General features: G+C 67.7%; 27 protein-coding genes. 14 read left to right on the forward strand and 13 right to left on the reverse strand.

What is annotated here, in order from left to right; genetic code table 11:
• Positions 1-17: 17 nt before the first annotated feature.
• Together ASF63_RS01390 and ASF63_RS01395 are read right to left on the reverse strand one after the other, a co-directional pair.
• Positions 18-497, reverse strand: coding sequence for a hypothetical protein (locus ASF63_RS01390; RefSeq protein ID WP_056508669.1), 480 nt, complete (start codon positions 495-497; stop codon positions 18-20).
• Positions 494-1,756: a winged helix-turn-helix domain-containing protein gene (locus tag ASF63_RS01395; protein ID WP_056508671.1), complete on the reverse strand. Its 1,263-nt coding sequence runs from the start codon at positions 1,754-1,756 to the stop codon at positions 494-496. The genes ASF63_RS01390 and ASF63_RS01395 overlap by 4 nt, the downstream gene beginning before the upstream one ends.
• Before the next feature lie 77 nt (positions 1,757-1,833).
• On the opposite strand from ASF63_RS01395, the gene ASF63_RS01400 reads away from it, so the two are divergent.
• Together ASF63_RS01400 and ilvA are read left to right on the forward strand one after the other, a co-directional pair.
• Positions 1,834-3,030 carry an AI-2E family transporter gene (locus tag ASF63_RS01400; RefSeq protein ID WP_056508673.1) on the forward strand — a complete coding sequence of 399 codons (1,197 nt, stop codon included), beginning with the start codon at positions 1,834-1,836 and terminating at the stop codon, positions 3,028-3,030.
• Complete coding sequence (ilvA, locus tag ASF63_RS01405) at positions 3,027-4,256, forward strand: threonine ammonia-lyase (RefSeq protein ID WP_056508675.1); 1,230 nt, start codon at positions 3,027-3,029, stop codon at positions 4,254-4,256. The genes ASF63_RS01400 and ilvA overlap by 4 nt, the downstream gene beginning before the upstream one ends.
• A gap of 80 nt (positions 4,257-4,336) precedes the next feature.
• Here the strand turns inward: ilvA and greA are convergent, their stop codons facing one another.
• Together greA and ASF63_RS01415 are read right to left on the reverse strand one after the other, a co-directional pair.
• Positions 4,337-4,828: a transcription elongation factor GreA gene (gene greA / locus ASF63_RS01410; RefSeq protein WP_056508676.1), complete on the reverse strand. Its 492-nt coding sequence runs from the start codon at positions 4,826-4,828 to the stop codon at positions 4,337-4,339.
• 96 nt (positions 4,829-4,924) lie between these two features.
• Positions 4,925-5,311 (reverse strand): DUF4307 domain-containing protein, encoded by a 387-nt coding sequence (locus ASF63_RS01415; RefSeq protein ID WP_056508678.1) that lies wholly within the window; start codon positions 5,309-5,311, stop codon positions 4,925-4,927.
• Between the two features lie 69 nt (positions 5,312-5,380).
• Between ASF63_RS01415 and ASF63_RS01420 the strand changes: the two genes are divergently transcribed.
• A complete protein-coding gene (locus ASF63_RS01420; protein ID WP_235560660.1) occupies positions 5,381-5,665 on the forward strand; it encodes a hypothetical protein in 285 nt (94 codons plus the stop codon).
• A 16-nt stretch (positions 5,666-5,681) separates the two neighbouring features.
• Here the strand turns inward: ASF63_RS01420 and trhA are convergent, their stop codons facing one another.
• The gene (gene trhA, locus ASF63_RS01425; RefSeq protein ID WP_056508680.1) at positions 5,682-6,410 is read right to left on the reverse strand and encodes a PAQR family membrane homeostasis protein TrhA; all 729 of its coding nucleotides are present in this window, start codon (positions 6,408-6,410) and stop codon (positions 5,682-5,684) included.
• Positions 6,411-6,507: 97 nt separating this feature from the next.
• Between trhA and ASF63_RS01430 the strand changes: the two genes are divergently transcribed.
• The 5 genes from ASF63_RS01430 (at position 6,508) to ASF63_RS01450 (ending at position 12,572) form a co-directional block, all read left to right on the forward strand.
• Positions 6,508-7,287: an isoprenyl transferase gene (locus ASF63_RS01430; RefSeq protein ID WP_056508681.1), complete on the forward strand. Its 780-nt coding sequence runs from the start codon at positions 6,508-6,510 to the stop codon at positions 7,285-7,287.
• 36 nt (positions 7,288-7,323) lie between these two features.
• Positions 7,324-8,442 (forward strand): aminotransferase class V-fold PLP-dependent enzyme, encoded by a 1,119-nt coding sequence (locus tag ASF63_RS01435; RefSeq protein WP_056508683.1) that lies wholly within the window; start codon positions 7,324-7,326, stop codon positions 8,440-8,442.
• A gap of 170 nt (positions 8,443-8,612) precedes the next feature.
• Positions 8,613-9,995, forward strand: a complete 1,383-nt coding sequence (locus ASF63_RS01440) for a PhoH family protein (protein WP_056508684.1) — start codon at positions 8,613-8,615, stop codon at positions 9,993-9,995.
• A 139-nt stretch (positions 9,996-10,134) separates the two neighbouring features.
• On the forward strand, positions 10,135-12,366 hold the full coding sequence (locus ASF63_RS01445) for a carbon starvation CstA family protein (protein ID WP_056508685.1): 2,232 nt from the start codon (positions 10,135-10,137) through the stop codon (positions 12,364-12,366).
• A complete protein-coding gene (locus ASF63_RS01450) occupies positions 12,366-12,572 on the forward strand; it encodes a YbdD/YjiX family protein (RefSeq protein ID WP_056508686.1) in 207 nt (68 codons plus the stop codon). Before ASF63_RS01445 ends, ASF63_RS01450 begins: the two co-directional genes overlap by 1 nt.
• A gap of 67 nt (positions 12,573-12,639) precedes the next feature.
• Here the strand turns inward: ASF63_RS01450 and ASF63_RS01455 are convergent, their stop codons facing one another.
• Genes ASF63_RS01455 through xseA form a run of 5 tightly spaced genes read right to left on the reverse strand, consistent with a single transcriptional unit; the run spans position 12,640 to position 16,948 of the window.
• The gene (locus tag ASF63_RS01455) at positions 12,640-14,061 is read right to left on the reverse strand and encodes a class II fumarate hydratase (RefSeq protein WP_056508688.1); all 1,422 of its coding nucleotides are present in this window, start codon (positions 14,059-14,061) and stop codon (positions 12,640-12,642) included.
• A complete protein-coding gene (locus ASF63_RS01460; RefSeq protein ID WP_056508691.1) occupies positions 14,058-14,747 on the reverse strand; it encodes a carbonic anhydrase in 690 nt (229 codons plus the stop codon). Before ASF63_RS01460 ends, ASF63_RS01455 begins: the two co-directional genes overlap by 4 nt.
• A gap of 5 nt (positions 14,748-14,752) precedes the next feature.
• A complete protein-coding gene (locus tag ASF63_RS01465; protein WP_056508693.1) occupies positions 14,753-15,391 on the reverse strand; it encodes a DUF4245 family protein in 639 nt (212 codons plus the stop codon).
• Positions 15,388-15,624 carry an exodeoxyribonuclease VII small subunit gene (locus ASF63_RS01470; RefSeq protein ID WP_056508695.1) on the reverse strand — a complete coding sequence of 79 codons (237 nt, stop codon included), beginning with the start codon at positions 15,622-15,624 and terminating at the stop codon, positions 15,388-15,390. The genes ASF63_RS01465 and ASF63_RS01470 overlap by 4 nt, the downstream gene beginning before the upstream one ends.
• Before the next feature lie 31 nt (positions 15,625-15,655).
• Positions 15,656-16,948, reverse strand: coding sequence for an exodeoxyribonuclease VII large subunit (gene xseA / locus ASF63_RS01475; protein WP_056508697.1), 1,293 nt, complete (start codon positions 16,946-16,948; stop codon positions 15,656-15,658).
• Between the two features lie 90 nt (positions 16,949-17,038).
• Between xseA and ASF63_RS01480 the strand changes: the two genes are divergently transcribed.
• From ASF63_RS01480 to ASF63_RS01490, 3 genes are all read left to right on the forward strand, one after another.
• Positions 17,039-18,082: a 4-hydroxy-3-methylbut-2-enyl diphosphate reductase gene (locus ASF63_RS01480; protein ID WP_200933967.1), complete on the forward strand. Its 1,044-nt coding sequence runs from the start codon at positions 17,039-17,041 to the stop codon at positions 18,080-18,082.
• A gap of 2 nt (positions 18,083-18,084) precedes the next feature.
• Positions 18,085-18,876, forward strand: coding sequence for an IclR family transcriptional regulator (locus ASF63_RS01485; protein WP_056508701.1), 792 nt, complete (start codon positions 18,085-18,087; stop codon positions 18,874-18,876).
• 266 nt (positions 18,877-19,142) lie between these two features.
• Entirely contained in the window at positions 19,143-19,667 is a 525-nt protein-coding gene (locus tag ASF63_RS01490; RefSeq protein WP_056508703.1) for a DUF6264 family protein, read from the forward strand.
• A gap of 64 nt (positions 19,668-19,731) precedes the next feature.
• Here the strand turns inward: ASF63_RS01490 and fbaA are convergent, their stop codons facing one another.
• The gene (fbaA, locus tag ASF63_RS01495; RefSeq protein WP_056508705.1) at positions 19,732-20,760 is read right to left on the reverse strand and encodes a class II fructose-bisphosphate aldolase; all 1,029 of its coding nucleotides are present in this window, start codon (positions 20,758-20,760) and stop codon (positions 19,732-19,734) included.
• A gap of 184 nt (positions 20,761-20,944) precedes the next feature.
• Here fbaA and glpX point away from each other — a divergent pair, with 184 nt between their 5' ends.
• Positions 20,945-21,931: a class II fructose-bisphosphatase gene (glpX, locus tag ASF63_RS01500; protein WP_056308721.1), complete on the forward strand. Its 987-nt coding sequence runs from the start codon at positions 20,945-20,947 to the stop codon at positions 21,929-21,931.
• Between the two features lie 158 nt (positions 21,932-22,089).
• Complete coding sequence (locus ASF63_RS01505; RefSeq protein ID WP_056508707.1) at positions 22,090-22,389, forward strand: hypothetical protein; 300 nt, start codon at positions 22,090-22,092, stop codon at positions 22,387-22,389.
• Between the two features lie 2 nt (positions 22,390-22,391).
• Here the strand turns inward: ASF63_RS01505 and ASF63_RS01510 are convergent, their stop codons facing one another.
• Both ASF63_RS01510 and ASF63_RS01515 read right to left on the reverse strand, forming a co-directional pair.
• Positions 22,392-23,723, reverse strand: a complete 1,332-nt coding sequence (locus tag ASF63_RS01510; protein ID WP_056510122.1) for a DNA recombination protein RmuC — start codon at positions 23,721-23,723, stop codon at positions 22,392-22,394.
• Between the two features lie 44 nt (positions 23,724-23,767).
• The gene (locus tag ASF63_RS01515; RefSeq protein WP_056508708.1) at positions 23,768-24,361 is read right to left on the reverse strand and encodes an exonuclease domain-containing protein; all 594 of its coding nucleotides are present in this window, start codon (positions 24,359-24,361) and stop codon (positions 23,768-23,770) included.
• 59 nt (positions 24,362-24,420) lie between these two features.
• Here ASF63_RS01515 and ASF63_RS01520 point away from each other — a divergent pair, with 59 nt between their 5' ends.
• Positions 24,421-25,170, forward strand: coding sequence for a class I SAM-dependent methyltransferase (locus ASF63_RS01520; protein ID WP_056508711.1), 750 nt, complete (start codon positions 24,421-24,423; stop codon positions 25,168-25,170).
• Positions 25,171-25,180 lie beyond the last annotated feature (10 nt).

Here is a 25,180-nt window from a genome sequence, read left to right on the forward strand (position 1 = left end):
GGGGAGGATGCGGTGCGTCACCAGACGTCGAGATCGACCCGGTCTCCGTCGGCCGCGACGTTGCCGCGAACGCTCCACGATTCGGTACGGTAGGTCTCGGTTCTCGCGGCGCCGTCCTGCCCGGTGCCCGACACCGTCGCGACGAGGACTCCGCCGTCGGCGATGAATCCGTCGTCGGTCAGCTCCAGTACGGGCATCCGCTCGATTCGGAAGCGCACGCTCGCGACCGCGGCGAACTCCGTGCCCCAGGGGATCCGGATCCCGCACCCTTCGGGGACCGCACCCCCGGTGATCTCTTCCGCCGTGCAGCTCTCGAGATGCTCGTCGAGCTGCTGCTGCGCGAGAGCCTGTGCGTCGGCGGTGGGTGCGACGGTCGCGGCGGGCGACGCCGGGGCCGGCCGGGGCACGCTCGTCGACTGCCACAGCCACACTGCCGCCCCGGCGATGACGAGGGTAGCGACCCCCGCGCCTATCGTCCACGTGAGGCGACGAGTCATGTCACCGTCTCCCGGGCATGCACATGGCGGCGGACGGAGGCCTCCGGACGGCCGGAGAGGGCGGAGTGCAGGCTCTCGGCAGCGGTGCCCCACCCGGAGACGGAGACGTGGGCGAGCCCCTGCCACGACGCGGCGAGCGACAGCTCGGCAGCGATCCGCTCCGCATCTTCGTGGGGCCGCGACTGTGGCTCCCACCATGCCGACTGCACCTGCAGGGTCGAACTCGCACGGTCGGACTTCAGATCGACCCTCGCGACGATCCGGTCGCCGACCAGCACCGGCAACGAGTAGTAGCCGTAGCGCCGCTTCTCGGCGGGGACGTAGATCTCGATGCGGTAGTCGAGCTCGAACGCGCGCAGCGCCCGGTCGCGGAACCAGACGACCGGGTCGAACGGCGTCAGCAGGGCCGCAGCGTCGACCTTGCGCGGGAGCACGGCCTCGTGGTGTCGCCACGCGGGAAGCGGGCGCCCCGCTCGCTCCCAGCCTCGCACCGCGACCGGGTGGAGCTCTCCGGCATCGACGAGGTCGGAGATGGACTGCGACACCGCCGCGCGATCGCGGATGCGGTGATAGTCGGCGAGATCGGACTGCGTGGCGACTCCGGAGGACCGTGCCGCACGGCGCGTGAGCTCGCGGATCGCCTGGTCGCGAGGGATCTGCTGAGAGAGCACGGCGTCGGGAATCACGTGCTCGGCGAGCGCATAGCTGCGTTCGAATCCCTTGCGGCCGCTGATGGCCACGTCGCCCGTGCGCCACAGATGCTCCAGCGCGAGCTTCACGTCGTCCCAGTCCCACCAGGTGCCGCGCTCTCGGGGAGCGTCCGCTCTGAGGTCGGCGGGACGCAGGGGGCCACGATCGCGCAGTTCGTCCTGCACCCAGCGCAGTGTGCGGGAGTTGTTGCTCATCCAGGAGTCCGGCCCCGACCAGCGCGCGCGGAAGTCGTCCATGCGGAACCGCCAGAGCGGCCAGTCCTCGACCGGGATGAACGTCGCCTCGTGAGCCATGTACTCGACGTAGTGGGTCGTGCGCGAGTGGAACACCCGGTCGAGCAGCGCGGGCTCGTACGAGCCCAGACGCGAGAACAGCGGCAGGTAATGCGAGCGTGCGAACACGTTGACCGAGTCGATCTGCAGCACGCCGAGCCGATCCATCACGCGATGCACATGCCGAGCCGACACGGAACGCGGACGGGCACGGGTGAACCCCTGAGCGGCCAGCGCGATTCGACGCGCCTGGGCGGAGCTGAGAGTGTCGGTCACGTCGTCAGCGTATCGCCGGTGTCGGACATCGTGACCCCGTCGTCATGCCGCCCACGGCAGCGCCGTAGACTTGGGCGATGAGCGAAGAGCAGCGTCCGCGGCTGAGGGATCTCTTCCGTCCGCGCCCGGTGGCGACGGACCGCGTTCCGACCACCGACGCCGATGCGTCGGTGCCCGTCGGTCTGCGTGTCACCGCGGCGTACGCGTGGCGGGTGCTGCTGATCGCCGCGGTCGTCGCAGGCTTCATCTGGCTCGTGATCGAGCTCAAGCTGCTCGTCATCCCGCTCATGGTCGGCATCCTGATCACCGCGCTGCTCTGGCCGGGGTTCCAGTGGATGCTGCGCCACCGCTTCCCGCGGTGGCTCGCCGTCGCCCTCTCGATCATCGGCACGCTGGCGATCGTGTCGTTGCTGCTGTGGCTCGTGATCTGGCAGATCCGTGCGCAGCTCCCCGATGTCCAGGCGCGCAGCTCCCAAGCTGTCGACGAGTTCCGCACGTTCCTGCTCGACGGCCCGCTGCACCTGAGTGAATCGCAGATCCAGGGGTACATCGATCAGGGCCTGCAGATCATCAACGAGCAGACTCAGGCGCTGCTCAACGGCGCCCTCGCTGTCGGCACCACGGCCGCGCATGTCGTGACCGGCGCCGTGCTCTCGCTCTTCATCCTCATCTGCCTGCTCGCCGACGGGCGTGGCATCTGGAAGTGGACGCTGCGTCTCTTCCCGCGCGCCGCACGCCCTGCCGCCGACGCCGCCGCGAGCAACGGGTTCGCCACGATCGTCAACTACGCGCGCACGCAGATGCTCGTGGCGGCGATCGACGCGGTCGGCATCGGCGTCGGTGCTGCACTCCTCGGCGTCCCGCTCGCGATTCCCGTGGCGGTGCTCGTCTTCCTCGGATCGTTCATCCCGATCGTGGGTGCCGTCGTGACCGGCGCGATCGCGGTGCTGCTCGCGCTCGTCTACAACGGCCCCTGGATCGCACTCGCCATGCTGGCCGTGGTGCTCGGAGTGCAGCAGCTCGAGGGCCACATCCTCCAGCCGATCCTGATGGGGTCGGCCGTGAAGGTGCATCCGCTCGCCGTCGTGCTGGTCGTCGCCGGCGGCTCGATGGTCGGCGGCATCCCCGGCGCGCTGTTCGCTGTGCCGCTCGCGGCGTTCGTCAACGTCGCAGCCGTCACCGTCAGCACCGGCTCGTGGCGCACCGGCGACCAACCCGACGCAGACCTTATCTGGAGTACAGTTCCGCGCGAGCGGAGACGGAGGAATCGATGAGCGCAGTCCCCAGCCTGACCGAGTTCGAGAGCGCTGCTCAGAGTCTGGCTGAGGTGATCACGCACACACCGACGCTTCCGTCGCGGGCGCTGTCCGACATTCTCGGCGCACCCGTGCTCCTCAAGATGGAGAACCTGCAGCGCACCGGTTCGTTCAAGATCCGCGGCGCTGCGTATCGTCTGTCCCGTCTGAGCGCCGAAGAGCGCTCGCACGGCGTCGTCGCGGCGTCGGCCGGCAACCATGCCCAGGGCGTCGCGCTGGCGGCCCAGGCCCTCGGCATCCCCGCCACGATCTTCATGCCCATCGGGGTGCCGGTGCCGAAGCTGCTCGCCACCCGGGGGTATGGCGCGGAGGTCGTGCTCGAAGGTGAGACCGTGGCGACCTCGCTCCGCCTCGCGTCGGAGTTCTCCGAGCGCACCGGCGCGATGCTCATCCACCCGTTCGACCACCGCGACGTCGTCGTGGGTCAGGGAACTCTCGGGCTCGAGCTGCTCGACGACGCGCCCGAGGTCGACACGATCGTGCTCGGGATCGGTGGCGGCGGACTGATCGCGGGGGTCGCAGCGGCCGTCAAGGCCAGGGCCGCCCAGCTCGGACGCACGGTTCGCATCATCGGCGTCCAGGCCGAGAATGCGGCGGCGATTCCGCCGTCGCTCGATGCGGGGCATCCGGTCGACATCGAGACCAAGCCGACCATCGCCGACGGCATCCTCGTGGCGCGTCCAGGTGCGATCCCGTTCGACATCATCAAGGATCTCGTCGACGAGGTCGTCACGGTCTCCGACGATGATCTGGCTCGCGCGATCCTGATCCTGCTCGAACAGGCCAAGGTCGTCGTCGAGCCTGCAGGGGCCGCGGGAGTCGCCGCGATCCTTGCGGGCAAGGTATCGGCGTCGGGTACGACCATGGCCGTGCTGTCGGGCGGCAACATCGACCCTCTGCTGCTGCAGCGCGTGGTCGCGCACGGCCTCGCGGCATCCGGCAGGTACCTGACGATCCGCATCCCGCTGCCCGACCGCCCCGGTCAGCTCGCGCGCGTCTCCGAGCTGATCGCCGAGGCGGGAGCCAACGTGATCGAGGCCATGCACACCCGCCATGGCCACGGGCTGCAGATCAGCGAGGTGTTCCTCGAACTCAGCGTCGAGACGCGCGGCGCCGAGCACTCCGAGCACACCCTCGACACGCTGCGTCGGGCGGGCTTCCACCCGATGATCGTCCCGGACTGAGCACCCGAGCATACGAAGAGGCCCCGTCCGAGCGGACGGGGCCTCTTCGTACGACGGGCATGATCGCCCGGGCTGCGGTGTCAGCCGGTGTACGTCTCGACGTTGACGATCTCGACGGCGATGGAGCGACCGTTCGGAGCTTCGTACGACGATTTCTCACCGACCTTGAGACCGAGGATCGCCTGCCCGAGCGGGCTGGCCTCGCTGTACACGTCGAGGTCGCTGCCGCCGGCCGCGATCTCGCGGCTTCCGAGGAGGAAGACCTCTTCGCCACCCGCGACCACCGCGGTGACGACGGTGCCAGGCTCGACGATGCCGCGGCTGGCAGGAGCCTCGCCGACCTTCGCTGTCTTGAGCAGGTTCTCCAGGGTGCGGATGCGCGCCTCCTGCTTGCCCTGCTCGTCCTTGGCCGCGTGGTAGCCGCCGTTCTCCTTGAGGTCACCCTCTTCGCGGGCCGCTTCGATGCGCTTGGCGATCTCGTCGCGTCCCGTCGTGGACAGGTGGTCCAGCTCGGAGACGAGCCGGTCGTATGCTTCCTGCGTGAGGAAGGGAACCTGAGCGTCAGTAGACATGACGAAGCTCCTTCGGTAGGTACCCGCCGACGATGTGCGGGGGATATGCCAAGACGCCCCGGCAGGTTGCCAGGGCGTCGTCTTGCTGCGATGAGTCTAGGCGACCCAGCAGCTGTTCACCAAACCTGTCGTGGCCGCGGAGACGGTGGGAACGGTGGCCGACAGAGCCTGGGAATGGGCGTCTCCGGCGGGGATCTCGACGACCTTCCACCCCACGACGCCGAACTCCTCGTCGAGCGCTTCGACGATGCAGGCCACGTCCTTGCCCTGCACTCCTGTGATCTGGAACCGCACGTTCACGGTGTGCTCGTCGACCAGATCGAAACCGAGATCGTCGGAGTCGACCGCGTTCATCTGCGTGGTCACGGTCATCCATCCGAAGGCTCCGACGAGCAGCACGGCGATCGCGATGACCACGATCCACGGGCCTCGTCGCCGGCGGGTGCGGCCGTATCGGTCGTCGAGCTGTTCTGCGGTTGTCACGGCGTGGCGCTTCCGGTCGTTAGGCTGGTAACTCCAGGTTATGCGACCTGCGCATGAAAGGCCGACTCCGTGCTTGCTCTGACCGAGACCCCGATGCCGACGCCCACGATGACGGTCGACCCCCAGCTGGTCACGCCCGGCTTCGTCGGCTTCGCCGCCGTGGTGATCATCCTGGTCGCCGTGATCCTTCTGATCCTCGACATGAACCGACGGATCCGCCGCGTCCGCTACCGGGAAGAGGTCAGAGAAGAGCTCGATGCCGAAGAGGCCGCGCTTCAGGCCGATGAGGCGACCGAGACGGATGCCGACCTGCCGATCGTCCGCGAGGGCGACGACGACCCCGAGAAGCGCTGATCGCTCACTGAGCCGCTCAGGCTCCGAGTGACGGCGACAGCGGCGCCAGAGCGATGAGCAGGCATGCTGTCCAGTGGCACAGGAACGCCAGCACCGTGCACACGTGGAAGATCTCGTGGAAGCCGAAATGGCCGGGCCACGGGTTGGGCTTCTTGAGCGCGTAGACGATCGCCCCGCCGGTGTACAGCAGGCCGCCGACGATGACGAGCACCATCATCGCCACGTTCGCGACGAGCAGATCGGCCATGTACATCACGGCCGCCCAGCCGAGCACGAGGTACAGCGCGACGTAGAGCCAGCGCGGTGCGTTGATCCAGAACACCCGGAAGAGGATGCCGAGCAGGGCACCGCTCCAGACGAGTACGAGGAGCAGTGCACCCTTCTCGGGCGGCAGGGCGAGCACGGCCAGCGGCGTGTAGGTGCCGGCGATGAGCAGCAGGATGTTCGCATGGTCGATCCGCTTGAGGACGACTTTGACCTTCGGACTCCAGTCGAACCGGTGATAGAGCGCGGAGTTGCCGAAGAGCAGCAGCGACGTCGCCATGAAGACCGCCGCCGCCCATTTCGCAGCGCCGCCCTGGGCGACGATGATGAGCACCACACCGGCGACGATCGCGATCGGGAAGGTGGCCGCGTGGATCCAGCCGCGCCAGGTGGGCTTGATCTCGACTGCCGCATCGTGCGCCGCCTCCTCCAGGAGGGGCAGCTGGGGGACGTCAGGTACCGAGGAGTCGGATGTGCTCACGCCCTCACTCTATGCGGGCCGCCATTCCACCAGGCGTACATATCCTGAGCGTCAGCCCACTGTCGCTCAGGCCCCGGCACGATAGCGTAGGGAGGTGATGTCACGTGATGGTCAGGGGCGGGGGCCGCTGTACCGGCTCTACACCAGCAGGCTGCGCCGCCACCTCGACCCGGCGTCCGTTCCGCACCATGTCGCGATGATGATCGACGGGAATCGGCGATGGGCCCGACAGCTCGGATACGAGACCCCGGCAGAGGGACACCGAGCAGGTGCCGCCAAGATGCGGGAGTTCCTCGGATGGTGCGACGAGCTCGGCGTGCGCGTCGTCTCGCTGTATCTGCTCTCCAGCGACAATCTGCTCAAACGCGACTCCGCAGAACTGGCAGACCTCATCGAGATCATCGCGGAGCTCGCTGAGGCGCTGTCGCAGGAGCCGAACTGGCGCGTCAAGCACGTCGGGCGATCCGACATTCTGCCGCCGGAGCTCGCCAGGGTGCTCGACGACGCGCAGGAGCGCACGCGCGATCACACGGGGCTCCATGTGAATCTCGCGGTCGGCTACGGCGGACGCAACGAGATCGTCGACGCGGTGCGCAGCATCGTCACGTCGCACCAGGCCTCGGGCGGAACGATCGAGGATCTCGCCGCGCACCTCACGCCCGAGATGATCGGCGAGCACCTCTACACGGGCGGGCAGCCTGATCCGGATCTCGTCATCCGCACGAGCGGTGAGCAGCGCCTGAGCGATTTCCTGCTCTGGCAGAGCGCCCACAGCGAGTTCTACTTCGTCGAGGCTCTCGGTCCGGATCTCAGGCAGGTCGACTTCCTGCGAGCGATCCGCGACTTCGCCGATCGCGATCGGCGTTTCGGGCGCTGATCCGAGGCCTCTGCACCGCCGTGCCAGAATTGGTCGGTGAGTGCTTTCGACGCCTACCTCGCTTCTTTCGAGGGTGAGCCGGGATATCTGAACTGGGCTGCCTTCGGGCCGCTGTCTCCTTCCGTCCGCGAGGAGGTGTTCGCCGACGCGGATCTGCTCGCGAGCGGTCGTCCCTCGTCCCTCGCGCTCGTTGCAGAACGGGTCGGACAGGCACAGGATCTCGTCGCGGAGATGCTCGGGGCGGATCCCGCTGATGTCACTCTCCAGCCGTCCTCGACTCACGGCCTGATGCACGCCCTGTACGGGTTGAGCGGATCGGTCATCGCGGGTGGCGCCGAGTTCCCGAGCGTCAGCCTCACCCTCGAGCGTGCTGCCGCGGCATCGCACGGATCGCTCGACCCGCGTTGGCTCACGCCGGCCGACGGACGCATCACGCCGGATGCCGTCGCCGACGCGCTCGACGCGGGTGTCTCCGCTCTGGTGCTGAGCCACGTGGATTTCCGCACCGGCTATCGCGCCGACCTCGCGGCGCTGCGAGAGCTGATCGGTCCCGACCGTCTGCTGATCGTCGACGCCGTGCAGTCCTTCGGTGTGCTGGACGTCGACTACTCCGCAGCCGATGTCGTGGTCGGCCACGGATACAAGTGGCTCCGCGCCGGGCGCGGCAGCGGTTTCGCGTGGTTCTCGCCCCGCGCGCGGGAGAGGATCGCGCCGCTGCTCAGCGGCATCACCGGCTCATCGTCCGCAGGGCTTCCGGTCGACGAGCTCCCGGCTCCGGCACCGACGGCACAGGCCTACACGGTCAGCGGCCCCGACACGCTCGCCGCAGGTCGGCTCGCGATCGGCCTTCGCGACATGCGCGACGCCGGCGTCGCGACGATCGAGGCACGTCTCGCCGAGCAGGTCGACGAGGTGCTCGAGATCGCCGACCGGCACGGGATCCCGGTGATCTCCCCCCGCGCGCGCGAGCATCGTGCCGGCATCGTGTCGCTGCTGCCCGCCGAGCCCGCACATCTCGCCGCAGCGCTGGCGAACGCGGGGCTCGTGGTCACCGCGCGCGGCACATCGATCCGGGTGGCGCCCCACGCAGGCACGGATGCCGCCACGCTGGCGATGCTCGACGAGGCGCTTCAGGGACACGGCACCACCCGTTAATCAACACGTAACGAAGTGATGGCGTGTCGAGTCGCGTTAATGTCGGCACCTGGTCGTAGCTTCTAGGCATCGGGCAAGGTGCCCGTCGGGTCGGCCTCAGGTTGACGACTCGTGACCCCCTGGTCGACTCGTTCGAAAAACCGGGATTCTCCCCGGGTCGGGAGTGGGTCGTGACCTCACGTACAGCGCAGCAGTCCGCAAGCACCGCGCAGCAGTCCACCCGTAAGACGACGACGCGAGCGGCGTCCGCTGATCCTGATCAGGATCTCCGGACCTACGTGCTCGACACGTCCGTCCTGCTGAGCGATCCGCAGGCGTTCTTCCGGTTCGCCGAGCATTCGGTCGTGCTTCCGGTGGTCGTCATCACCGAGCTCGAGGGCAAGCGCCACGACCCGGAGATCGGCTACTTCGCCCGGCAGGCGCTGCGTCATCTCGACGACCTGCGCGTCGAGCACGGTCGACTGGACTTCCCGGTCGAGGTCGGAGAGGGCGGCACTCTTCGCGTCGAGCTCGCCAACACCGACGCCTCCGTGCTTCCGGCAGGAATCCGGCTCAGCGACAACGACACTCGCATCCTCTCGGTCGCCATGCATCTGGCGCAGGACGGGCAAGACGTCACGATCGTCTCGAAAGACCTCCCGATGCGCGTGAAGGCGGCGTCCCTCGGTCTCCGTGCCGAGGAGTACCTGGCCGAGCAGGCGGTCGACTCCGGCTGGACCGGTATCACGACCTTGAACCTCTCGGGCGACGAGATCAGCGACCTCTATGAGAGCGAGGTCGGCATCAGCGAGGACGCCAGGGGACTTCCGGTGAACACCGGCCTCATCATCCACTCCGAGCGCGGCTCCGCCCTCGGTCGGATGACGGGCGACGGCGAGTACAAGCTCGTACGAGGCGATCGCGACATCTTCGGTATGCACGGCCGCTCGGCCGAGCAGCGCATCGCGATCGATCTGCTGACCGACCCCGACGTGGGCATCGTCTCTCTCGGCGGACGAGCGGGCACCGGCAAGTCGGCGCTCGCGCTGTGCGCCGGACTCGAGGCGGTGCTCGAACGGCAGCAGCAGAAGAAGATCATCGTCTTCCGCCCGCTGTTCGCGGTCGGCGGCCAGGAGCTCGGGTACCTTCCCGGAGACCAGGGCGAGAAGATGGGGCCCTGGGGCCAGGCCGTCTTCGACACCCTCGGCTCTGTGGTCTCGGGCAACGTCATGGAAGAGGTCGTCGAACGGGGCATCCTCGAAGTGCTGCCGCTGACGCACATCCGTGGCCGGTCGCTCCACGACGCGTTCGTGATCGTCGACGAGGCGCAGTCGCTCGAACGCAACGTACTGCTCACGGTCCTCAGTCGGATGGGACAGAACTCCCGGGTCGTGCTCACGCACGACGTGGGCCAGCGTGACAACCTGCGCGTCGGCCGCCACGATGGCATCGCCAGTGTGATCGAGACGCTCAAGGGACACGACCTGTTCGCGCACGTGACGCTGATGCGGTCGGAGCGCTCTGCGATCGCCGCCCTCGTCACCGAACTTCTGGAGGGTGGCGAACTCAGCTGAGCTCGCCCGGAAGCGGATGCCGTGGGTTCGCGGCATCCGCTTCCGTATGTCCGCTACCTGCCACGGCGATCCGCATTCCCTCACGTCGGAGCCGGGATTAGGCTCGACGCATCAACCGCAGACGATGGAGTGATGCGCGATGAGTGATGCAACGAAGACGGTCGAAGGCGCCGAGCTGCCACCGGTGGCAGTGGATGAGAGACCTCGGTGGACGCCGCTCAAGATCGTGCTGTGGGCGGCGATAGCCTTGCTGGGCGGCATCGCCTGGACGATGCTCGCAATCGTCCGGGGGGAGACGGTGAACGCGATCTGGTTCGTCTTCGCCGCCGTGTGCGCGTACCTCGTCTTCTACCGCTTCTATTCGAAGTTCATCGAGCGGAACCTCGTGAAGCCGAACGATCGGCGGGCGACCCCGGCCGAGTACAAGGCCGACGGCAAGGACTACGTCGCCACCGACCGCCGGGTGCTGTTCGGCCATCACTTCGCCGCCATCGCCGGAGCCGGCCCCCTCGTAGGACCTGTGCTGGCTGCGCAGATGGGCTACCTGCCCGGCACCATCTGGATCATCGTGGGTGTCGTTCTGGCCGGTGCCGTGCAGGACTACCTCGTGATGTTCTTCTCGATGCGACGAGGCGGACGGTCGCTGGGGCAGATGGCGCGTGACGAGCTCGGCCGGTTCGGCGGCACGGCGGCCATCATCGCGACGCTCCTCATCATGATCATCATCACGGCGATCCTCGCGCTCGTGGTCGTGAACGCCCTCGGCGAGAGTCCTTGGGGCGTCTTCTCCGTGGCGATGACGATCCCGATCGCCCTCTTCATGGGTGCGTACCTCCGGTGGATCCGCCCCGGCAAGATCACCGAGGTGTCGCTCATCGGATTCGTGCTGCTGATGGCCGCCATCATCGGCGGCGGCATGGTCGCGGAGACCGACTGGGGTCAGGCGATCTTCACGCTCGACCGCACGACGATCGCATGGGGGATCATCGTCTACGGCTTCATCGCCGCGGTGCTGCCGGTATGGATGCTGCTGGCTCCACGTGACTACCTGTCGACCTTCATGAAGATCGGTGTGATCGTCGCGCTCGCCGTCGCGATCCTGTTCGTGCGTCCTGAGATCACCGTTCCGGCGTTCAGCGAGTTCGCCGCAGGTGAGACCGGGCCCGTCTGGGCGGGAGCGCTGTTCCCGTTCCTCTTCGTCACGATCGCCTGTGGAGCGCTGAGCGGCTTCCACGCACTCATCGCGTCGGGCACGACGCCGAAGATGATCGAGAAGGAGAAGCAGACCCGCTTCATCGGCTATGGCGGCATGCTCATGGAGTCTTTCGTGGCGATCATGGCTCTGGTCGCAGCCATCTCGATCGACCGCGGTCTGTACTTCGCGATGAACTCGTCTCCGGCGGCCACTCTCGGCACGGTGGAGGGCGCTGTGCAGTTCGTCAACAGCCTCGGCTTGACCGGGGTGAACCTGACGCCCGAGATGCTCACGAGCACGGCGGAGGCGGTGGGTGAGGAATCGATCGTCTCACGCACGGGTGGCGCGCCGACACTCGCTCTTGGCCTCGCGAACATCATGCAGCAGTGGATCGGCGGCACCGGGATGATGGCGTTCTGGTATCACTTCGCCATCATGTTCGAGGCGCTGTTCATCCTGACGGCGGTGGATGCGGGCACCCGCGTCGCGCGCTTCATGCTGCAGGACTCTGTGGGCAACGTCATCCCTCGTTTCAAGGACACATCGTGGCGAGTGGGGGCGTGGATCTGCACCGCGGTGATGGTCGCGGGATGGGGCGCGGTGCTGATCATGGGGGTGACAGATCCCCTCGGAGGCATCAACACCCTGTTCCCGCTCTTCGGCATCGCGAATCAACTGCTCGCAGCGATCGCGCTCGCCGTGGTCCTGGTGATCGTGGCCCGCAGGCGCACCTTCAAGGTCCTGTGGGTCGTCGCGCTGCCTCTGGCTTTCGTGACCGTCGTCACCGTCACAGCCTCGTTGCAGAAGATCTTCTCGACCGTGCCCCAGGTGGGTTACTTCGCGAATCACGTCGCGTTCCGCGACGCGCTCGCGGCGGGGGAGACCTCGTTCGGAACCGCAACGAGCGTCGCAGCCATGGAGGCGGTCGTGCGCAACACCATGATCCAGGGGGTGCTGTCGGTGACCTTCCTGGTGCTCTCGGTGATCGTCATCACGATCTCGCTCATCAAGGTGATCCGGGCCGTGCGCCCCGGCCCTGTCGTCGATCACGAGGATCCTGAGGTGCCGTCGCGCCGCTTCGCGCCGGCCGGTCTCATCGCGTCGTCGGAAGAGCGCGCCGTCGAGAAGCAATGGGCTGCTCTGCCTGCATCCGCTCAACCGACAAGGGGGCACTGATGGCCGCCGCGGTGACCGATCATGTTCGGCGGGTCTGGCGAGCGGTCGCCTGGTATGTGAACGGGGTGACCGGGCAATCGAGGTATACGGCGTACGTCACCCATGAGCGCGAGCGGCATCCGGACCGGGAGCCCCTCACGGAGCGCGAGTTCTGGCGAGCGCACTACGCCCAGCAGGACGCCGATCCCGGGGCGCGCTGCTGCTGAGAGCCCGAAGACGACGGATGCCGCAGGGACCGAGTCTCTGCGGCATCCGTGTGTCAGTGCCTGACGATCAACCCGGGTGGGTCATCGACAGCAGGTCGAGCTTCTCGTCGAGCTGCGCGAGTGTCAGGTCGCCGCGCTCGACGTATCCGAGGTCGATGACCGCGTCGCGCACCGTGATGCCCTTCGCGACGGCGTGCTTGGCGATCTTCGCCGCAGCCTCGTATCCGATGAGCTTGTTCAGCGGGGTGACGATCGACGGGCTCATACCGGCGAATGCGGCAGCGCGCTCGAGATTGGCCTGCAGGCCATCGACGGTCTTGTCGGCGAGCACGCGTGAGGCGTTCGCGAGCAGGCGGATCGACTCGAGCAGTGCGGTGCCCATGACCGGGATTGCGACGTTGAGCTCGAACGAACCGGAGGCACCGGCCCAGGCGACGGTCGCGTCGTTGCCGATCACGCGCGCGCAGACCATGAGCACGGCCTCGGGGACGACCGGGTTGACCTTGCCGGGCATGATCGAGGATCCGGGCTGCAGGTCGGGGATGTGCAGCTCGCCGAGACCGGTGTTGGGGCCGGAACCCATCCAGCGGAGGTCGTTGTTGATCTTGGTCAGCGAGACGGCGATGGTGCGCAGCGCACCCGATGCCTCGACGAGGCCATCGCGGTTGGCCTGCGCCTCGAAGTGGTCCTTCGCCTCGGTGATCGGCAGCTCGGTCTCGGCCGCGAGCAGCGCGATGACCTTCTGCGGGAAGCCGAGCGGCGTGTTGATCCCGGTGCCGGTGGCCGTTCCACCGAGGGGGACCTCGGAGACGCGGGGGAGCGCCGACTGCACGCGCTCGATGCCGAGGCGGATCTGACGTGCGTAGCCGCCGAACTCCTGGCCGAGGGTGACCGGGGTCGCATCCATGAGGTGGGTGCGTCCAGACTTCACCGCGTCCTTCCACAGCTCCGCCTTCGCCTCGAGGGCGACGGCGAGGTGGTCGAGCGCCGGGATCAGGGTGTCGATCAGGGCCTGCGTCACGGCGATGTGCACGGAGGTCGGGAAGACGTCGTTCGACGACTGCGAAGCGTTCACGTGGTCGTTCGGGTGCACGTTCGCACCGAGGATGCGCGTTGCGAGAGTCGCGAGGACCTCGTTCATGTTCATGTTCGACGACGTGCCTGAGCCCGTCTGATACGTGTCGACCGGGAACTCGCCGTCGTGTGCGCCCGAGGCGACCTGATCGGCGGCCTGGGCGATCGCGTCGGCGATGGCGCCGTCGAGGGTTCCCAGCTCCTTGTTCGCGAGCGCTGCTGCCTTCTTGATGCGCGCGAGAGCGGCGATCTGCGTCGACTCGAGGCCCTTGCCCGAGATCGGGAAGTTCTCTACGGCGCGCTGCGTCTGAGCGCCGTAGAGCGCGTTCACGGGAACCCGCACTTCGCCCATGGTGTCGTGCTCGATGCGGTAGCCCTGCGAGTTCTCGCCGCTGAGCTGGTCGGTGTCGGTCATTCCGAACCCTCCTTGGTTGCGGGGCCGTGCCCCTCGGTGTCGATTCCGTCTGTGTCGATTCCGACCGTGATGACGGGCACCGCGGTGCCCTCGGCCAGACGGTAGTTGGCGCCGACGATGCCCAGGCGGCCTTCGGCGACCGCGTGGGAGATCACTTCGGACGACTGCAGCAGATCGCTGACGGTGTTGCGCAGGTGCTCCTGGCCGACGAGGTCGGCGTCGATCTCGTCGACGGTGGTTCCGCCGTTCTCGACGAGCACCTTGCGGGCGGCGGGGACGATCGGCGCGATGAGCTTCCAGATGTGCGGAGGCAGGGGAGCGGCGTCGATCGCGGTCCCGTCGATGGCGGCGCGCACGGCACCGCACGAGTCGTGCGCGAGGACGACGATCAGGGGCACGTTCAGCACGGCGACCGCATACTCGAGGCTGGCGACGATCGACTCGCCGATCACCTGACCGGCGTTGCGGACGACGAAGAGGTCACCGAGGCCGAGATCGAAGATGATCTCCGCCGCGAGGCGCGAGTCCGAGCATCCGAACAGCGTCGCGACCGGATGCTGCGCGGCCGCCAGGTGCTTGCGTCGCGCGACGTCCTGGTTCGGGTGCCGAGGGGCGTCATCGACGAATCGCTGGTTGCCCTCCTGCATCTGCTTCCAGGCGGCGGCGGGCGTGAGCGTATCTGTCATGAGGGCTACTCCGAGAGGTCGCGGATCTGCGGGACGAGGGATTCGGCGAGCTCAGCCGTGGAATCGGCCGAACGCGAGCCGTAGAGCAGAAGGTAGTCGTCACCCGCCTGGGTGCCGATCGCGTAGGTGATGTTCTGCTTCGCACCGGCATCGCCGGGCTCATAGACATCCCACTCGAGGCCGCCGATCGACGTCGTGTCCGTGGGCGCGGTTCCGTTCAGGCGCTGCGGAGCCCACGATGAATCCGCGCCGAAGGCTTGCGCGAGCTTGACGAAGCCGCGCTCGTTCTCGGCAGACGGGGCGAGCGTCACATCCCATACCGCGGTCGCGCCGCTCGTGAGGCCGGCCTCGTTCACGCGCCAGAAGTCGTCGAGATCGGGAACGATCACCGGGCTGTCGACGGTGGACTCCACGTCGGCGGCGATGCCGACCATGTCGATGGTGGTGCTCGTCGCTGGTTCGCCGCGGGGCACGGCGAACACGATCACCGCGACGATGGCCAGGGTGGCGATCAGAGCGGCGATCAGGCTGCGCACCGTCTGGCTCGAGCGGTAAGCCTTGCTCGATGCAGCCTTGCGGGCCGCCGTCTCAGCGGGGGTCTCGGGGCGGCCGAGTTCTGCGACGATGGGTGCGGGCTTGTTCACGACTCGTCCTCGTCGGGGGCGTCGGCGGCGGCGCGGGCGGCCTCGAGGCGACGCTTCGCGCCGAGCAGCCACTCCTCGCATCGGGCGGCGAGAGCCTCGCCGCGCTCCCAGAGGGCGAGCGACTGCTCGAGGGTCGGAGCACCCTGTTCCAGCTCGGAGACGACCTTCACGAGCTCGTCGCGAGCGGCCTCGAACGACAGCGTGTCCACAGGGGTGTCGTTCAGCGCACTCACGCCTCCATCCTACGCGGTGCGCAGGCTGTGCTCATCCGGAGCGAGGCGCCGGTCCTTCGGCGATCTCTCCTTCGGAACGCGCCGCGACCGACCCTCGGTCGACGGTGATCGTCAGAGCGCTGCCGGCCGGTGCATCCGCCGCATCGCGAAGGATCACGCCGCCTTCGAGGTGGGCGATCGCATAGCCGCGCGCGAGCGTGGCGGCGGGGGAGAGCGCGCGAAGTGACGCGCGCAGCTCGCTGGTCGCCCGCCCTGCCGCATCGTGCTGGCGCGTGATCGTGTCGCGTCCGCGCGACAGCAGCAACCACACCTCGTGCGAGCGCGAGTCGATGATGGGGTCGGGTGAGCGCAGCGCGGGGCGGGAGCGCAGCTGCTCGAGCTGGGCGATGTCGTGAGACAGCCTCTGCGTGAGGCGTGAGGTCGCGCGAGACCGCAATTGGGCGATCAGCGCGCGTTGCTCGCTGACATCGGGAACGACGCGCTTCGCCGCGTCGGTCGGAGTCGAGGCGCGGAGGTCTGCGACGTCGTCGAGGAGTGGGCGGTCGTTCTCGTGTCCGATCGCGCTCACGACAGGGGTGGATGCTGCGGCCACGGCGCGGATGAGTCGCTCATCGCTGAATCCGAGGAGGGTCTGCGGGTCTCCGCCGCCGCGGGCGATGACGATCACATCGACATCGGGGTCGGCGTCGAGTCGGGCGAGGGCGGCAAGAGTGTCGGGCACGCATCGGTCGCCCTGGACGGCGGCGTACTCGGTGCGGAAGCGGACCTGCGGCCAGCGCAGCTCCGCGTTGCGGTGCACGTCCTTCTCGGCATCGGAGCGCTCGCCCGTGATCAGACCGATCACGTGCGGGAGGAACGGGAGGCGCTTCTTGCGGGAGGAGTCGAACAATCCCTCCTGGCGCAGCTGCAGTCGGAGCTTCTCGAGTCGCTCGAGCTGATCGCCGAGCCCGACGTGCTTCATCGCCGAGACGGTGAAGCTGAAGTCGCCGGCCTTGACGAAGTAGTCGGCTTTGACGGCTGCGACGACGTGGTCACCCACGGCCAGATCGCCGGGGATGCGGGGGCGGACGCTCGACCACACCCGGATCGAGATCTGGGCGTCCGAGCGGGTGTCCTTCAATCGGGCGAAGATGTTGCCGCCGCGGACGTTCCAGGAGGTGATCTCTCCCTCGACCCAGACGGTGTTCCACCGGGCGATGAAATCTCGGATCGTGCCGTTCAGACGGGCGACGGAGGTCGGGGCATCCGCGGAAGAATCGCGCGGAGCGACCGCATCGGCCGGGGGAGTCTCGCCCGGACGCGTCGAGGCTTCGAAGACCGTCATCCGCTCAGTGCACCTTCCCGCTCCTGCTCAGGTTCTCGGCGGTAGAATTCCAGTGTGACCTCGACTGCCGTTCATCTGCCTCTGCCGCGCATCCCACGAGTACGTGGGGCGGCCGGGCGGCTTCAGGATAACCCGGTGGCCGGGAACAAGCGCGTTCTGCTCGCCGCTCCGCGCGGATATTGCGCCGGCGTCGACCGCGCGGTCGTCGCGGTCGAGAAGGCGCTCGAGCGCTACGGCGCACCCGTCTACGTGCGCAAGCAGATCGTGCACAACATCCACGTGGTGTCCGAACTCGAAGAGAAGGGCGCGGTCTTCGTCGAGGAGGTCGACGAGGTGCCTGAGGGCGCTCACGTCGTCTTCAGCGCACACGGTGTCTCGCCCGCTGTCGTGGAGGCCGCCTCTGATCGCGGCCTGCACGCGATCGATGCGACCTGCCCGCTCGTCACCAAGGTTCACCGCGAGGCCGTCCGCTTCGCTCGGGATGACTTCGAGATCCTGCTGATCGGCCACGAGGGGCACGAAGAGGTCGAGGGCACCGCCGGTGAGGCGCCCGATCACGTGACCATCGTCAACTCTCCCGCTGAGGCCGACACCGTGCAGGTGAAGGACCCGTCGAAGGTCGTCTGGCTCTCGCAGACCACTCTCTCTGTCGACGAGACCATGGAGACGGTCAACCGCCTGCGGACGCGCTTCCCGGAGATGCACAATCCTCCGTCGGACGACATCTGCTACGCGACCCAGAACCGTCAGGTGGCGATCAAGAAGGTCGCGGCGAACGCCGACCTCGTGATCGTCGTCGGTTCGTCGAACTCCTCGAACTCCGTGCGCCTGGTCGAGGTCGCCCTGGAGTACGGCGCGAAGGCCGCCTACCGCGTGGACTACGCCGAAGAGGTCAAGCAGGAGTGGCTCGACGGCGTCGCCACCGTCGGCGTCACCAGCGGAGCGTCCGTTCCCGAGGTGCTCGTGCGAGAGGTGCTCGAGGCCCTCGACGGTGCGGGCTACCGCGACGTCGAAGAGGTCAAGACGGCAGAGGAGGACCTCATGTTCTCGCTGCCGAAGGAGCTCCGACACGATGCCTCGGGTCAGCGCGATGATCGTGCGCTGGGGGGCCGCGCCTCCGGCGGAAACGCCTGACGATGCCGACCACGGAGGCTGCGCCGACGCTCATCGGATCGGTCCAGCGCGCTCTGCGCCTGGTCGATATCGTGGCGAACTCGGCCCGCCCCGTGTCCGTCAAGGGGCTTGCAGCACTCACGGGTCTCACACTCGGCACCACTTACAACCTCGTTCGCACGCTGATCCACGAGGGATACCTGGCCAACGAGCCGGACGGTCTCGTTCTGGGCGCCAGCTTCCCGGTGTTCCGGGCGGCTCCGGATGCCGGCGGAGTGCTCCTCGCGCGAGTGCGATCCGCGCTGCGCGAGGTCACGGAAGCAGTGGGAGAGACGGCCTATCTGTCTCGGTACCACGATGGCGAGATGCGCCTCGTCGACATCGTCGATGCGGCACGGACTCCGCGGATCGACCTGTCGGTGGCCCTCGAATCGAGTGCGCACGCGACGGCGCTCGGCAAGCAGATCCTCACCGACCTCACCTGTGGTGAGCGTCTCGACTATCTGTCACGCCATCGCCTGGAGGAGCTCACACCGCGCACCATCAGCGACCGGAGCGCACTCCTGGCCGAGCTGGAGCGGTCACCGGGCTTCGCCCTCGACCGTGAGGAGTACGCGATAGGCAACATGTGTGTCGCCGTTCCCGTGATCGCTCCGAACTTCGTGGCGTCGTTGGCGATCTCCCTCCCCGCTGACCGTGCACACGTCGACCGGGGTCTCGTCTCGAAGCTCAAGCAGAGCGCGTCGCGGTTGTCGCTGCAGCTGGGCGCGGATGTGCTGACGGATGGCGAGCCGGGTCACCGGACGGCTATGTGACGATGCGTGCCGGCCGGTTCACTATCTGAAGAAATGCCGCTAGCGGGTCGGCACGCGCTTTCCTAACATGTGAGATGTAGTCGCATGTGCAAACGGCACTACTGGTGGTGGAACGTCCCCAGCGTTCCTCGACCCACTTGGATGACGAACGTCCCCAGCGTTCCGAATCCGCGGCCCCGAGGAGTCCCCACTTCTCCGGGGCCGCCATCATGTTCGGGCGGCTCAGTCTGAGAGCCGCGCAGAGACGGTGCGGATAGCATGGCGGCATGACCGACCAGCGGCCTCAGTACGGCGAAATCGCGACCCTCGAAGAGCAGCGCAAGGCAGCAGGCCTGCCGCCGCTCGACGAGATGCCCCCTGCACTCGCCGCCGCGCCGGCCCCTGAGGTGGTGCCCGCGGGCGCAGCGCCCGCCCGGCCGCGTCCGGTCGACAGATTCATCACGATTGCGTTGCTCGCCTACGGTCTCGTCAACGTCGTGGTGACCGGGATGTCGTACCTCGACTTCCCCACCGCGATGAACCAGATGATGAGCGTTCTGGGGGTCGATGGCGAGTTCACGAACTTCGCTCAGGGCAAGGTCTGGGGAACGGTCGCCGCGATCGTCCTCGCCGCGGGGTGGTCGCTCACCGCGTACTTCTCGATCCGTCGGCTCCGCAGCGGCAAGGCCTCGTGGTGGGTACCGCTCGCAGGAGCCGCTGTGACGCTTCTTGCGGCATCGATCTGCGCCGCCATCCCGCTGATGAACGACCCGGCTTTCATCGACTTCGTCGCCAAGACCGCCAGCCAGTAAGCGGCTGAGACACAGAGATGCCCCCGATCTCAGTGGTCGGGGGCATCTCTCGGTCAGGGCTGAGTCAGCTCTTCGACTGTCCGTACGAGCCGAGCTGACGCGTCGACTCGACGACGCGGGCGGCCATCGCCGTCTCCGCGATCTTGCCCCAGGCGCGCGGGTCGTACTGCTTCTTGTTTCCGACCTCGCCGTCGACCTTGAGGACGCCGTCGTAGTTCTTGAACATGTAGTCGGCGATCGCACGGGTGTACGCGTACTGCGTGTCGGTGTCGATGTTCATCTTGATGACGCCGTTGGCGACCGCGAGGGCGATCTCTTCGTCGGTCGAGCCGGAGCCGCCGTGGAAGACGAGGTCGAGCGGCTTCGCGCCCGTGTTGTACTTCGCGGCGACCTGCTGCTGGATCTCGCCCAGGAGCTCAGGGCGCAGCTTGACGCCACCGGGCTTGTAGACACCGTGCACGTTGCCGAACGTGAGCGCGGCGATGTAGCGACCCTGCTCGCCGAGGCCGAGCGCCTGGACGGCCTGGTCGACGTCGGCGAAGGTCGTGTAGAGGGCATCGTTGGATCCCTCGTGTGCGACGCCGTCCTCTTCGCCGCCGACGACGCCGATCTCGACCTCGAGGATGGCGTTGATGTTCTTCATGCGGGGGAGGAGATCCTGAGCGATCTCGATGTTCTCTGCGAGGGGCACAGCCGAGCCGTCCCACATGTGCGACTGGAAGATCGGGTTGCGTCCGGCCTTGACCTCTTCTTCAGAGGCTGCGATCAGCGGCTCGACGAAGCCGCCGAGGGCGTCCTTCGGGCAGTGGTCGGTGTGCAGCGCGACGGTGATCGGGTAGTTCTTGGCGACCTCGGTCGCGAAGCGTGCGAAGGCGAGTGCGCCGGTCGCGCGTGCCTTGACGGTGTGGCCGGCGAAGTAGTCCGCGCCACCGGTGGTGACCTGGATGATTCCGTCGGAACCTGCCTCGGTCAGGCCCTGGAGGACCGAGTTGATCGTCTGCGAGCTCGAGACGTTGAATGCGGGGTACGCGAAGCCGCCGGCCTTCGCGCGGTCGAGCATTTCGGCGTACTGATCCGGGGTGGCGACGGGCATGAGAACTCCTGCGATTTTGGGAAGCCGGGACAGCAGTCACTCTATCGGGGCTGGCTCTCGGTTTCCGGCGGCGAGGCGCGGTGAGCATCCCGCTCCTGCGCTCACGTTAAGAATCGCATTTCCTTCGGCCTCTGCTGCACGAAAACACCCCGATTGACAGCGTCTCGATGGCTAGGCTGACCGCATGGTTAGTCTTACAGCGGATCTCAGCCCCCTTCGTCCCGATCGAAACCTCGCGATGGAGCTGGTGCGGGCCACTGAGGCAGCCGCGATCCGCGCCGTGCCGTTCATCGGTCGGGGTGCGAAGGAAGCGGCGGACGGCGCCGCGGTCGATGCGATGCGCGCGTTCCTCGGCACCGTCGCGTTCCAGGGGCGTGTCGTGATCGGTGAAGGCGAGAAGGACAACGCGCCGATGCTGTTCAACGGTGAAGAGGTAGGCACCGGCACCGGGCCGCAGTGCGACATCGCCGTGGACCCGATCGACGGCACCTCGCTCACCGCGGCGGGTCGCCAGAACGCTCTCTCCGTGATCGCCGTCTCCGACCGCGGATCGATGCTCGACGCCTCCAGCGTGTTCTACATGGACAAGCTCGTGACCGGACCCGCGGGCGTCGGAGTGGTCGACATCCGCCTTCCGATCGGTGAGAACATCCGCAAGCTCGCCGGTGCACTCGGCAAGCCCGTCGACGAGATCGTCGTCTCGGTGCTCAATCGGCCTCGTCACGAGAAGCTGATCCAGGAGATCCGGGATGCCGGAGCAGGGACGCGTCTGATGAGCGACGGCGACGTCGCCGGCGGCATCAACGCCGCGCGTCACGCCGCACGCACCGACATGTGTGTCGGCGTCGGAGGCAGCCCGGAGGGCATCGTCACGGCCTGTGCCATCAAGGCGCTCGGCGGTCACATTCAGGGGCGCCTCTGGCCGCGCGACGACGACGAGCGCCAGCGCGGTATCGATGCGGGGCTCGACATGGACAAGGTCTACGAGGCCGACGACCTGGTGCGAGGGGACAACACGATCTTCGTCGCGACCGGCGTCACGGACGGGCAGCTCGTCGCCGGCGTGCGTCGTGAGGGCGGCTACATCTATACCGAGAGCGTCGTGCTGCGCGGTGCCTCGGGCACACTGCGCAGGATCGCCTCGGAGCACCTGGTCTCGAAGTGGCTCTGACGCCGGTCGGTTGAGCGACTGCGGGCCATCGTTACCGACCCGGTACCGCTCTGCGGAGTGCGGGGCCCGGCATTCGAGCGTCGCCGTGTCACAATTGTCACTGGATTTGTCGCCGTCGACGGAGCCGCCAGGCACCGCAGGCACAGGAGGGCAGACCGATGACAACGCAGCACACGAGTGGCTCCAAAGCCGCACCGACGAAGATCGTCACGACGAGCACGGGCCGCATCATGCGTGTCAAGGTCGACGAGGCGGGTACGCCGATCGCATCCGGCACGCCGGCTGTGCCGGTGGCGAAGGCGCCTGCTGTCGCGGACCCGGCTCGCCGCGCAGACGTGCTCTTCCGCAAGCGCCTCGATGAGGGGCACGAACTCAGCTCCTGGTGGATGATCGGTGCGTTCGTCGTGACGAGCGGCCTGGTCATCCTGCTGCTCAGCGGCGTGCCCGGAATCGCCTGAGCTCAGCGCTTCATCGTCTCGGATCCGTTCGATTCGGAGTCCGTGGGGTCGGCTGCGTCGTGACCGATCAGGCGCGATCGGATCTCGCCGACGTCTGCCAGAAGCCCTGAGCCCTGCTGTTCGGCGTTCTCGACGAGCTCCGTTTTCTCGACGAGCTTCGTCTTCTCGACGAGTTCCTCGGCCGTGAACCTGCGCGTCTGAGCTGTGATCGTCGGGGGAGCGGAGTCGAGCGTCGTCGCGCTGATGCCGGGGAACTGCCGCGCCGTCACGAGCACTCTGCTCTCGAGCGAGCCAGCGAAGCGGTTATAGCTGTCAACGGTGCGTTCCAGCGCTCGACGGAGGTCGTCGGCGTGACCGGCAAGCACTCCCAGTCGGTCGTACAGCTGGGTGCCGAGGTTCAGCAGAGATCGCGCCTCGGTGGAGACCTCCTGCTGCGTCCAGGTGTAGGCGACGGTCTTCAGCACCGCCCACAGGTTCACGGGGGACGCGAGGGCGACCCGCTTGCTGAAGGCGTAGTCGAGCAGAGTCGGATCCTCGTCGATGGCCGCGGCCAGCAGCGACTCGCTCGGCAGGAAGCAGATGACGAACTCGGGGCTGGCGTCGAGCCCCGACCAGTACGCCTTCTTGGCGAGCGCGTCGATATGGGCACGCACCGCCTTGACGTGCTTCTGCATGTGCACCCGGCGCTGCGCTTCATGGGCGTCACCGATCGGCAGCGCCGAGGCCTCGAGATAGGCATCCAGCGGGACCTTCGCGTCGACCGCGATCGACGTGCCGCCCGCCAGCCGGATCACCATGTCGGGGCGACCCTGGCCGCGGTCGGAGGAGATGGTCGACTGGAGATCGAAATCCACGTGCCTGGTCAGTCCCGCGGCCTCGACCACGCGGCGAAGCTGAGTCTCGCCCCACACGCCGCGCGTGGCGGTCGACTTGAGCGCACCGGCGAGGGACTCCGTCGTCGCCCGCAGCGCTTCATCCGACTCCTGTGCGCGCCTCAGCTGCTCGGCGAGCGACCCGAACTGCGCATGGCGCTCCTGCTCGATCGCCGACACCTTCTGCTGCATCTGCTGCAGGCTCTCGCGCACCGGCGCGAGAGCCGTGAGCACGGCGTTCTGCTGCTGCACCCGCTGCGCCTCGGCGCGCTGTTCGATCCGGGCGTGCTCGACGGCATCCCGATACAGGTCGTACTGCCGATCGCGGTCGTCTCTCGCGGCTGCCAATTCGGCCTGCGCTCGGGCGAGATCGGCAGCGCCACGCGAGGCGCGGAGGAACCAGCCCACCGCAGCGCCGGCCACCAGGGCGACCAGCAGCAGAACCATCGTCAGAGCATCCATGTGCTCCATGATGCGCTCGGCCTCGGACATTCGTCCGCTGCGACTCAGGCGACAGCGCGCTCCGGGGTGGCGACGACAGGTTCGGTCACACGCAGTCGGAGTGCTGCAGCCAGGTCGAACACGTCCGTAGCATCGTGTCGTCGTGCGGCATCCATGATGATTTGGGCGCAGGCGAGGGCGTCTGCGAGCGCATCGTGGTGCGAGAAACCGGTGAAGCCCGCAGCCTCTGCGGCCTTCGGAAGACGGTAGGACTCGAGCTCATAGGTCTTGCGTGCGACCTGCAGGCTGCACAGCGAGCGGTACGGCGGGCAGTCTCCGCCGGTGACCTCCGATGCGCGGCGCAGGACGTTCAGGTCGAAGCCCGCGTTGTGGGCGACCAGCACGTCGGCGCCGGCGAAGGCGCACAGACGATCGAACTGGTCGGCCCAGGTGGCGGCCGAGATGACATCCTGCGCGCGGATGCCGTGGATCTTGGTGTTCCACTCCTGGAACTCGTCGTGGCCGACGGGCGGACGGATCAGCCACCCTGCCGTGGCGACGACCTGGCCGTCGCGCACTCGCACGAGTCCGACTGAGCACGCGGAGGCGGGGCTGGAGTTCGCGGTTTCGAAGTCGATCGCGGTGAAGTCCAGTGGCACGGTCCCACTCTCTCCCGGTGTCGATGACGCCCGAGGAGGACTCGCCGTAGGCTGGCGATATGAGTGCAGACAGGGCGACATCCTTCGGCGCGGAGGCCGCGAACTACGAGGCTGGAAGGCCGGAGTATCCGTTCGAGGCTGTCGCGTGGATGCTCGAGCGGATGCCGGCCGATTCGCGCCGCATCGCCGACGTCGGCGCCGGCACCGGAAAGCTCACTCGGGTGCTCGGCCATGCGCCGGGTGCGGAGATCGTCGCCGTGGATCCGGATGCGGCGATGCTCGCCGCGCTGCGACAGAGCGTTCCCGGAGTGCCCACCTTCCAGGGATCGGCGGAGCGGATGCCCCTGCCGGACGCGAGCCTCGACGCGGCGGTCCTCGGTCAGGCGTGGCACTGGGTGGAGCCGATCGCCGCGTCCGCGGAGCTGGGGCGGGTCGTCCGCAGCGGGGGAGTGCTGGGTCTCATCTGGAACATCCGCGACGAGCGCACCGAGTGGGTGCGGCGGCTCACCGACGTCATGCACAGCAGCCCGGCCGAGAACATGGTCAACGGTCCCGAATCCGAGGGCCCGCGCATCGCCGCGCCCTTCGGTCAGGTAGTGACGCAGCGCTGGGAGTGGAACCGTCCGATCACGCGCACTCAACTGCATCAGATGGCGCGCTCGCGCAGCTACCTGATCGCTGCGTCCGCTGACGAGCGTGCGGAGATCACACGCCAGATGGACGCGCTGTTCGACGAGCTCGGGCTCGAGGGGGACTCGACGATCGATCTTCCTTACGTCACGCACGTGTTCCGCGCCGTGCGCGACTGAACGGCTGATC

Origin of the sequence: Microbacterium sp. Leaf320, from assembly GCF_001423485.1 — a bacterium.
GTDB lineage: Bacteria > Actinomycetota > Actinomycetes > Actinomycetales > Microbacteriaceae > Microbacterium.

Excerpts from the sequence above, each read along its gene's own strand:
- ASF63_RS01520 (WP_056508711.1), top strand. The coding sequence starts at position 24,421 with ATGAGTGCAGACAGGGCGACATCCTTCGGCGCGGAGGCCGCGAACTAC.
- greA (WP_056508676.1), bottom strand. The coding sequence starts at position 4,828 with ATGTCTACTGACGCTCAGGTTCCCTTCCTCACGCAGGAAGCATACGAC.
- ASF63_RS01490 (WP_056508703.1), top strand. The coding sequence starts at position 19,143 with ATGACCGACCAGCGGCCTCAGTACGGCGAAATCGCGACCCTCGAAGAG.
- ASF63_RS01510 (WP_056510122.1), bottom strand. The coding sequence starts at position 23,723 with ATGGATGCTCTGACGATGGTTCTGCTGCTGGTCGCCCTGGTGGCCGGC.
- ASF63_RS01485 (WP_056508701.1), top strand. The coding sequence starts at position 18,085 with ATGCCGACCACGGAGGCTGCGCCGACGCTCATCGGATCGGTCCAGCGC.
- xseA (WP_056508697.1), bottom strand. The coding sequence starts at position 16,948 with ATGACGGTCTTCGAAGCCTCGACGCGTCCGGGCGAGACTCCCCCGGCC.
- ASF63_RS01400 (WP_056508673.1), top strand. The coding sequence starts at position 1,834 with ATGAGCGAAGAGCAGCGTCCGCGGCTGAGGGATCTCTTCCGTCCGCGC.
- fbaA (WP_056508705.1), bottom strand. The coding sequence starts at position 20,760 with ATGCCCGTCGCCACCCCGGATCAGTACGCCGAAATGCTCGACCGCGCG.
- ASF63_RS01430 (WP_056508681.1), top strand. The coding sequence starts at position 6,508 with ATGTCACGTGATGGTCAGGGGCGGGGGCCGCTGTACCGGCTCTACACC.
- ASF63_RS01460 (WP_056508691.1), bottom strand. The coding sequence starts at position 14,747 with ATGACAGATACGCTCACGCCCGCCGCCGCCTGGAAGCAGATGCAGGAG.
- ASF63_RS01505 (WP_056508707.1), top strand. The coding sequence starts at position 22,090 with ATGACAACGCAGCACACGAGTGGCTCCAAAGCCGCACCGACGAAGATC.
- ASF63_RS01455 (WP_056508688.1), bottom strand. The coding sequence starts at position 14,061 with ATGACCGACACCGACCAGCTCAGCGGCGAGAACTCGCAGGGCTACCGC.
- ASF63_RS01390 (WP_056508669.1), bottom strand. The coding sequence starts at position 497 with ATGACTCGTCGCCTCACGTGGACGATAGGCGCGGGGGTCGCTACCCTC.
- ASF63_RS01450 (WP_056508686.1), top strand. The coding sequence starts at position 12,366 with ATGGCCGCCGCGGTGACCGATCATGTTCGGCGGGTCTGGCGAGCGGTC.
- glpX (WP_056308721.1), top strand. The coding sequence starts at position 20,945 with ATGGTTAGTCTTACAGCGGATCTCAGCCCCCTTCGTCCCGATCGAAAC.
- ilvA (WP_056508675.1), top strand. The coding sequence starts at position 3,027 with ATGAGCGCAGTCCCCAGCCTGACCGAGTTCGAGAGCGCTGCTCAGAGT.
- ASF63_RS01445 (WP_056508685.1), top strand. The coding sequence starts at position 10,135 with ATGAGTGATGCAACGAAGACGGTCGAAGGCGCCGAGCTGCCACCGGTG.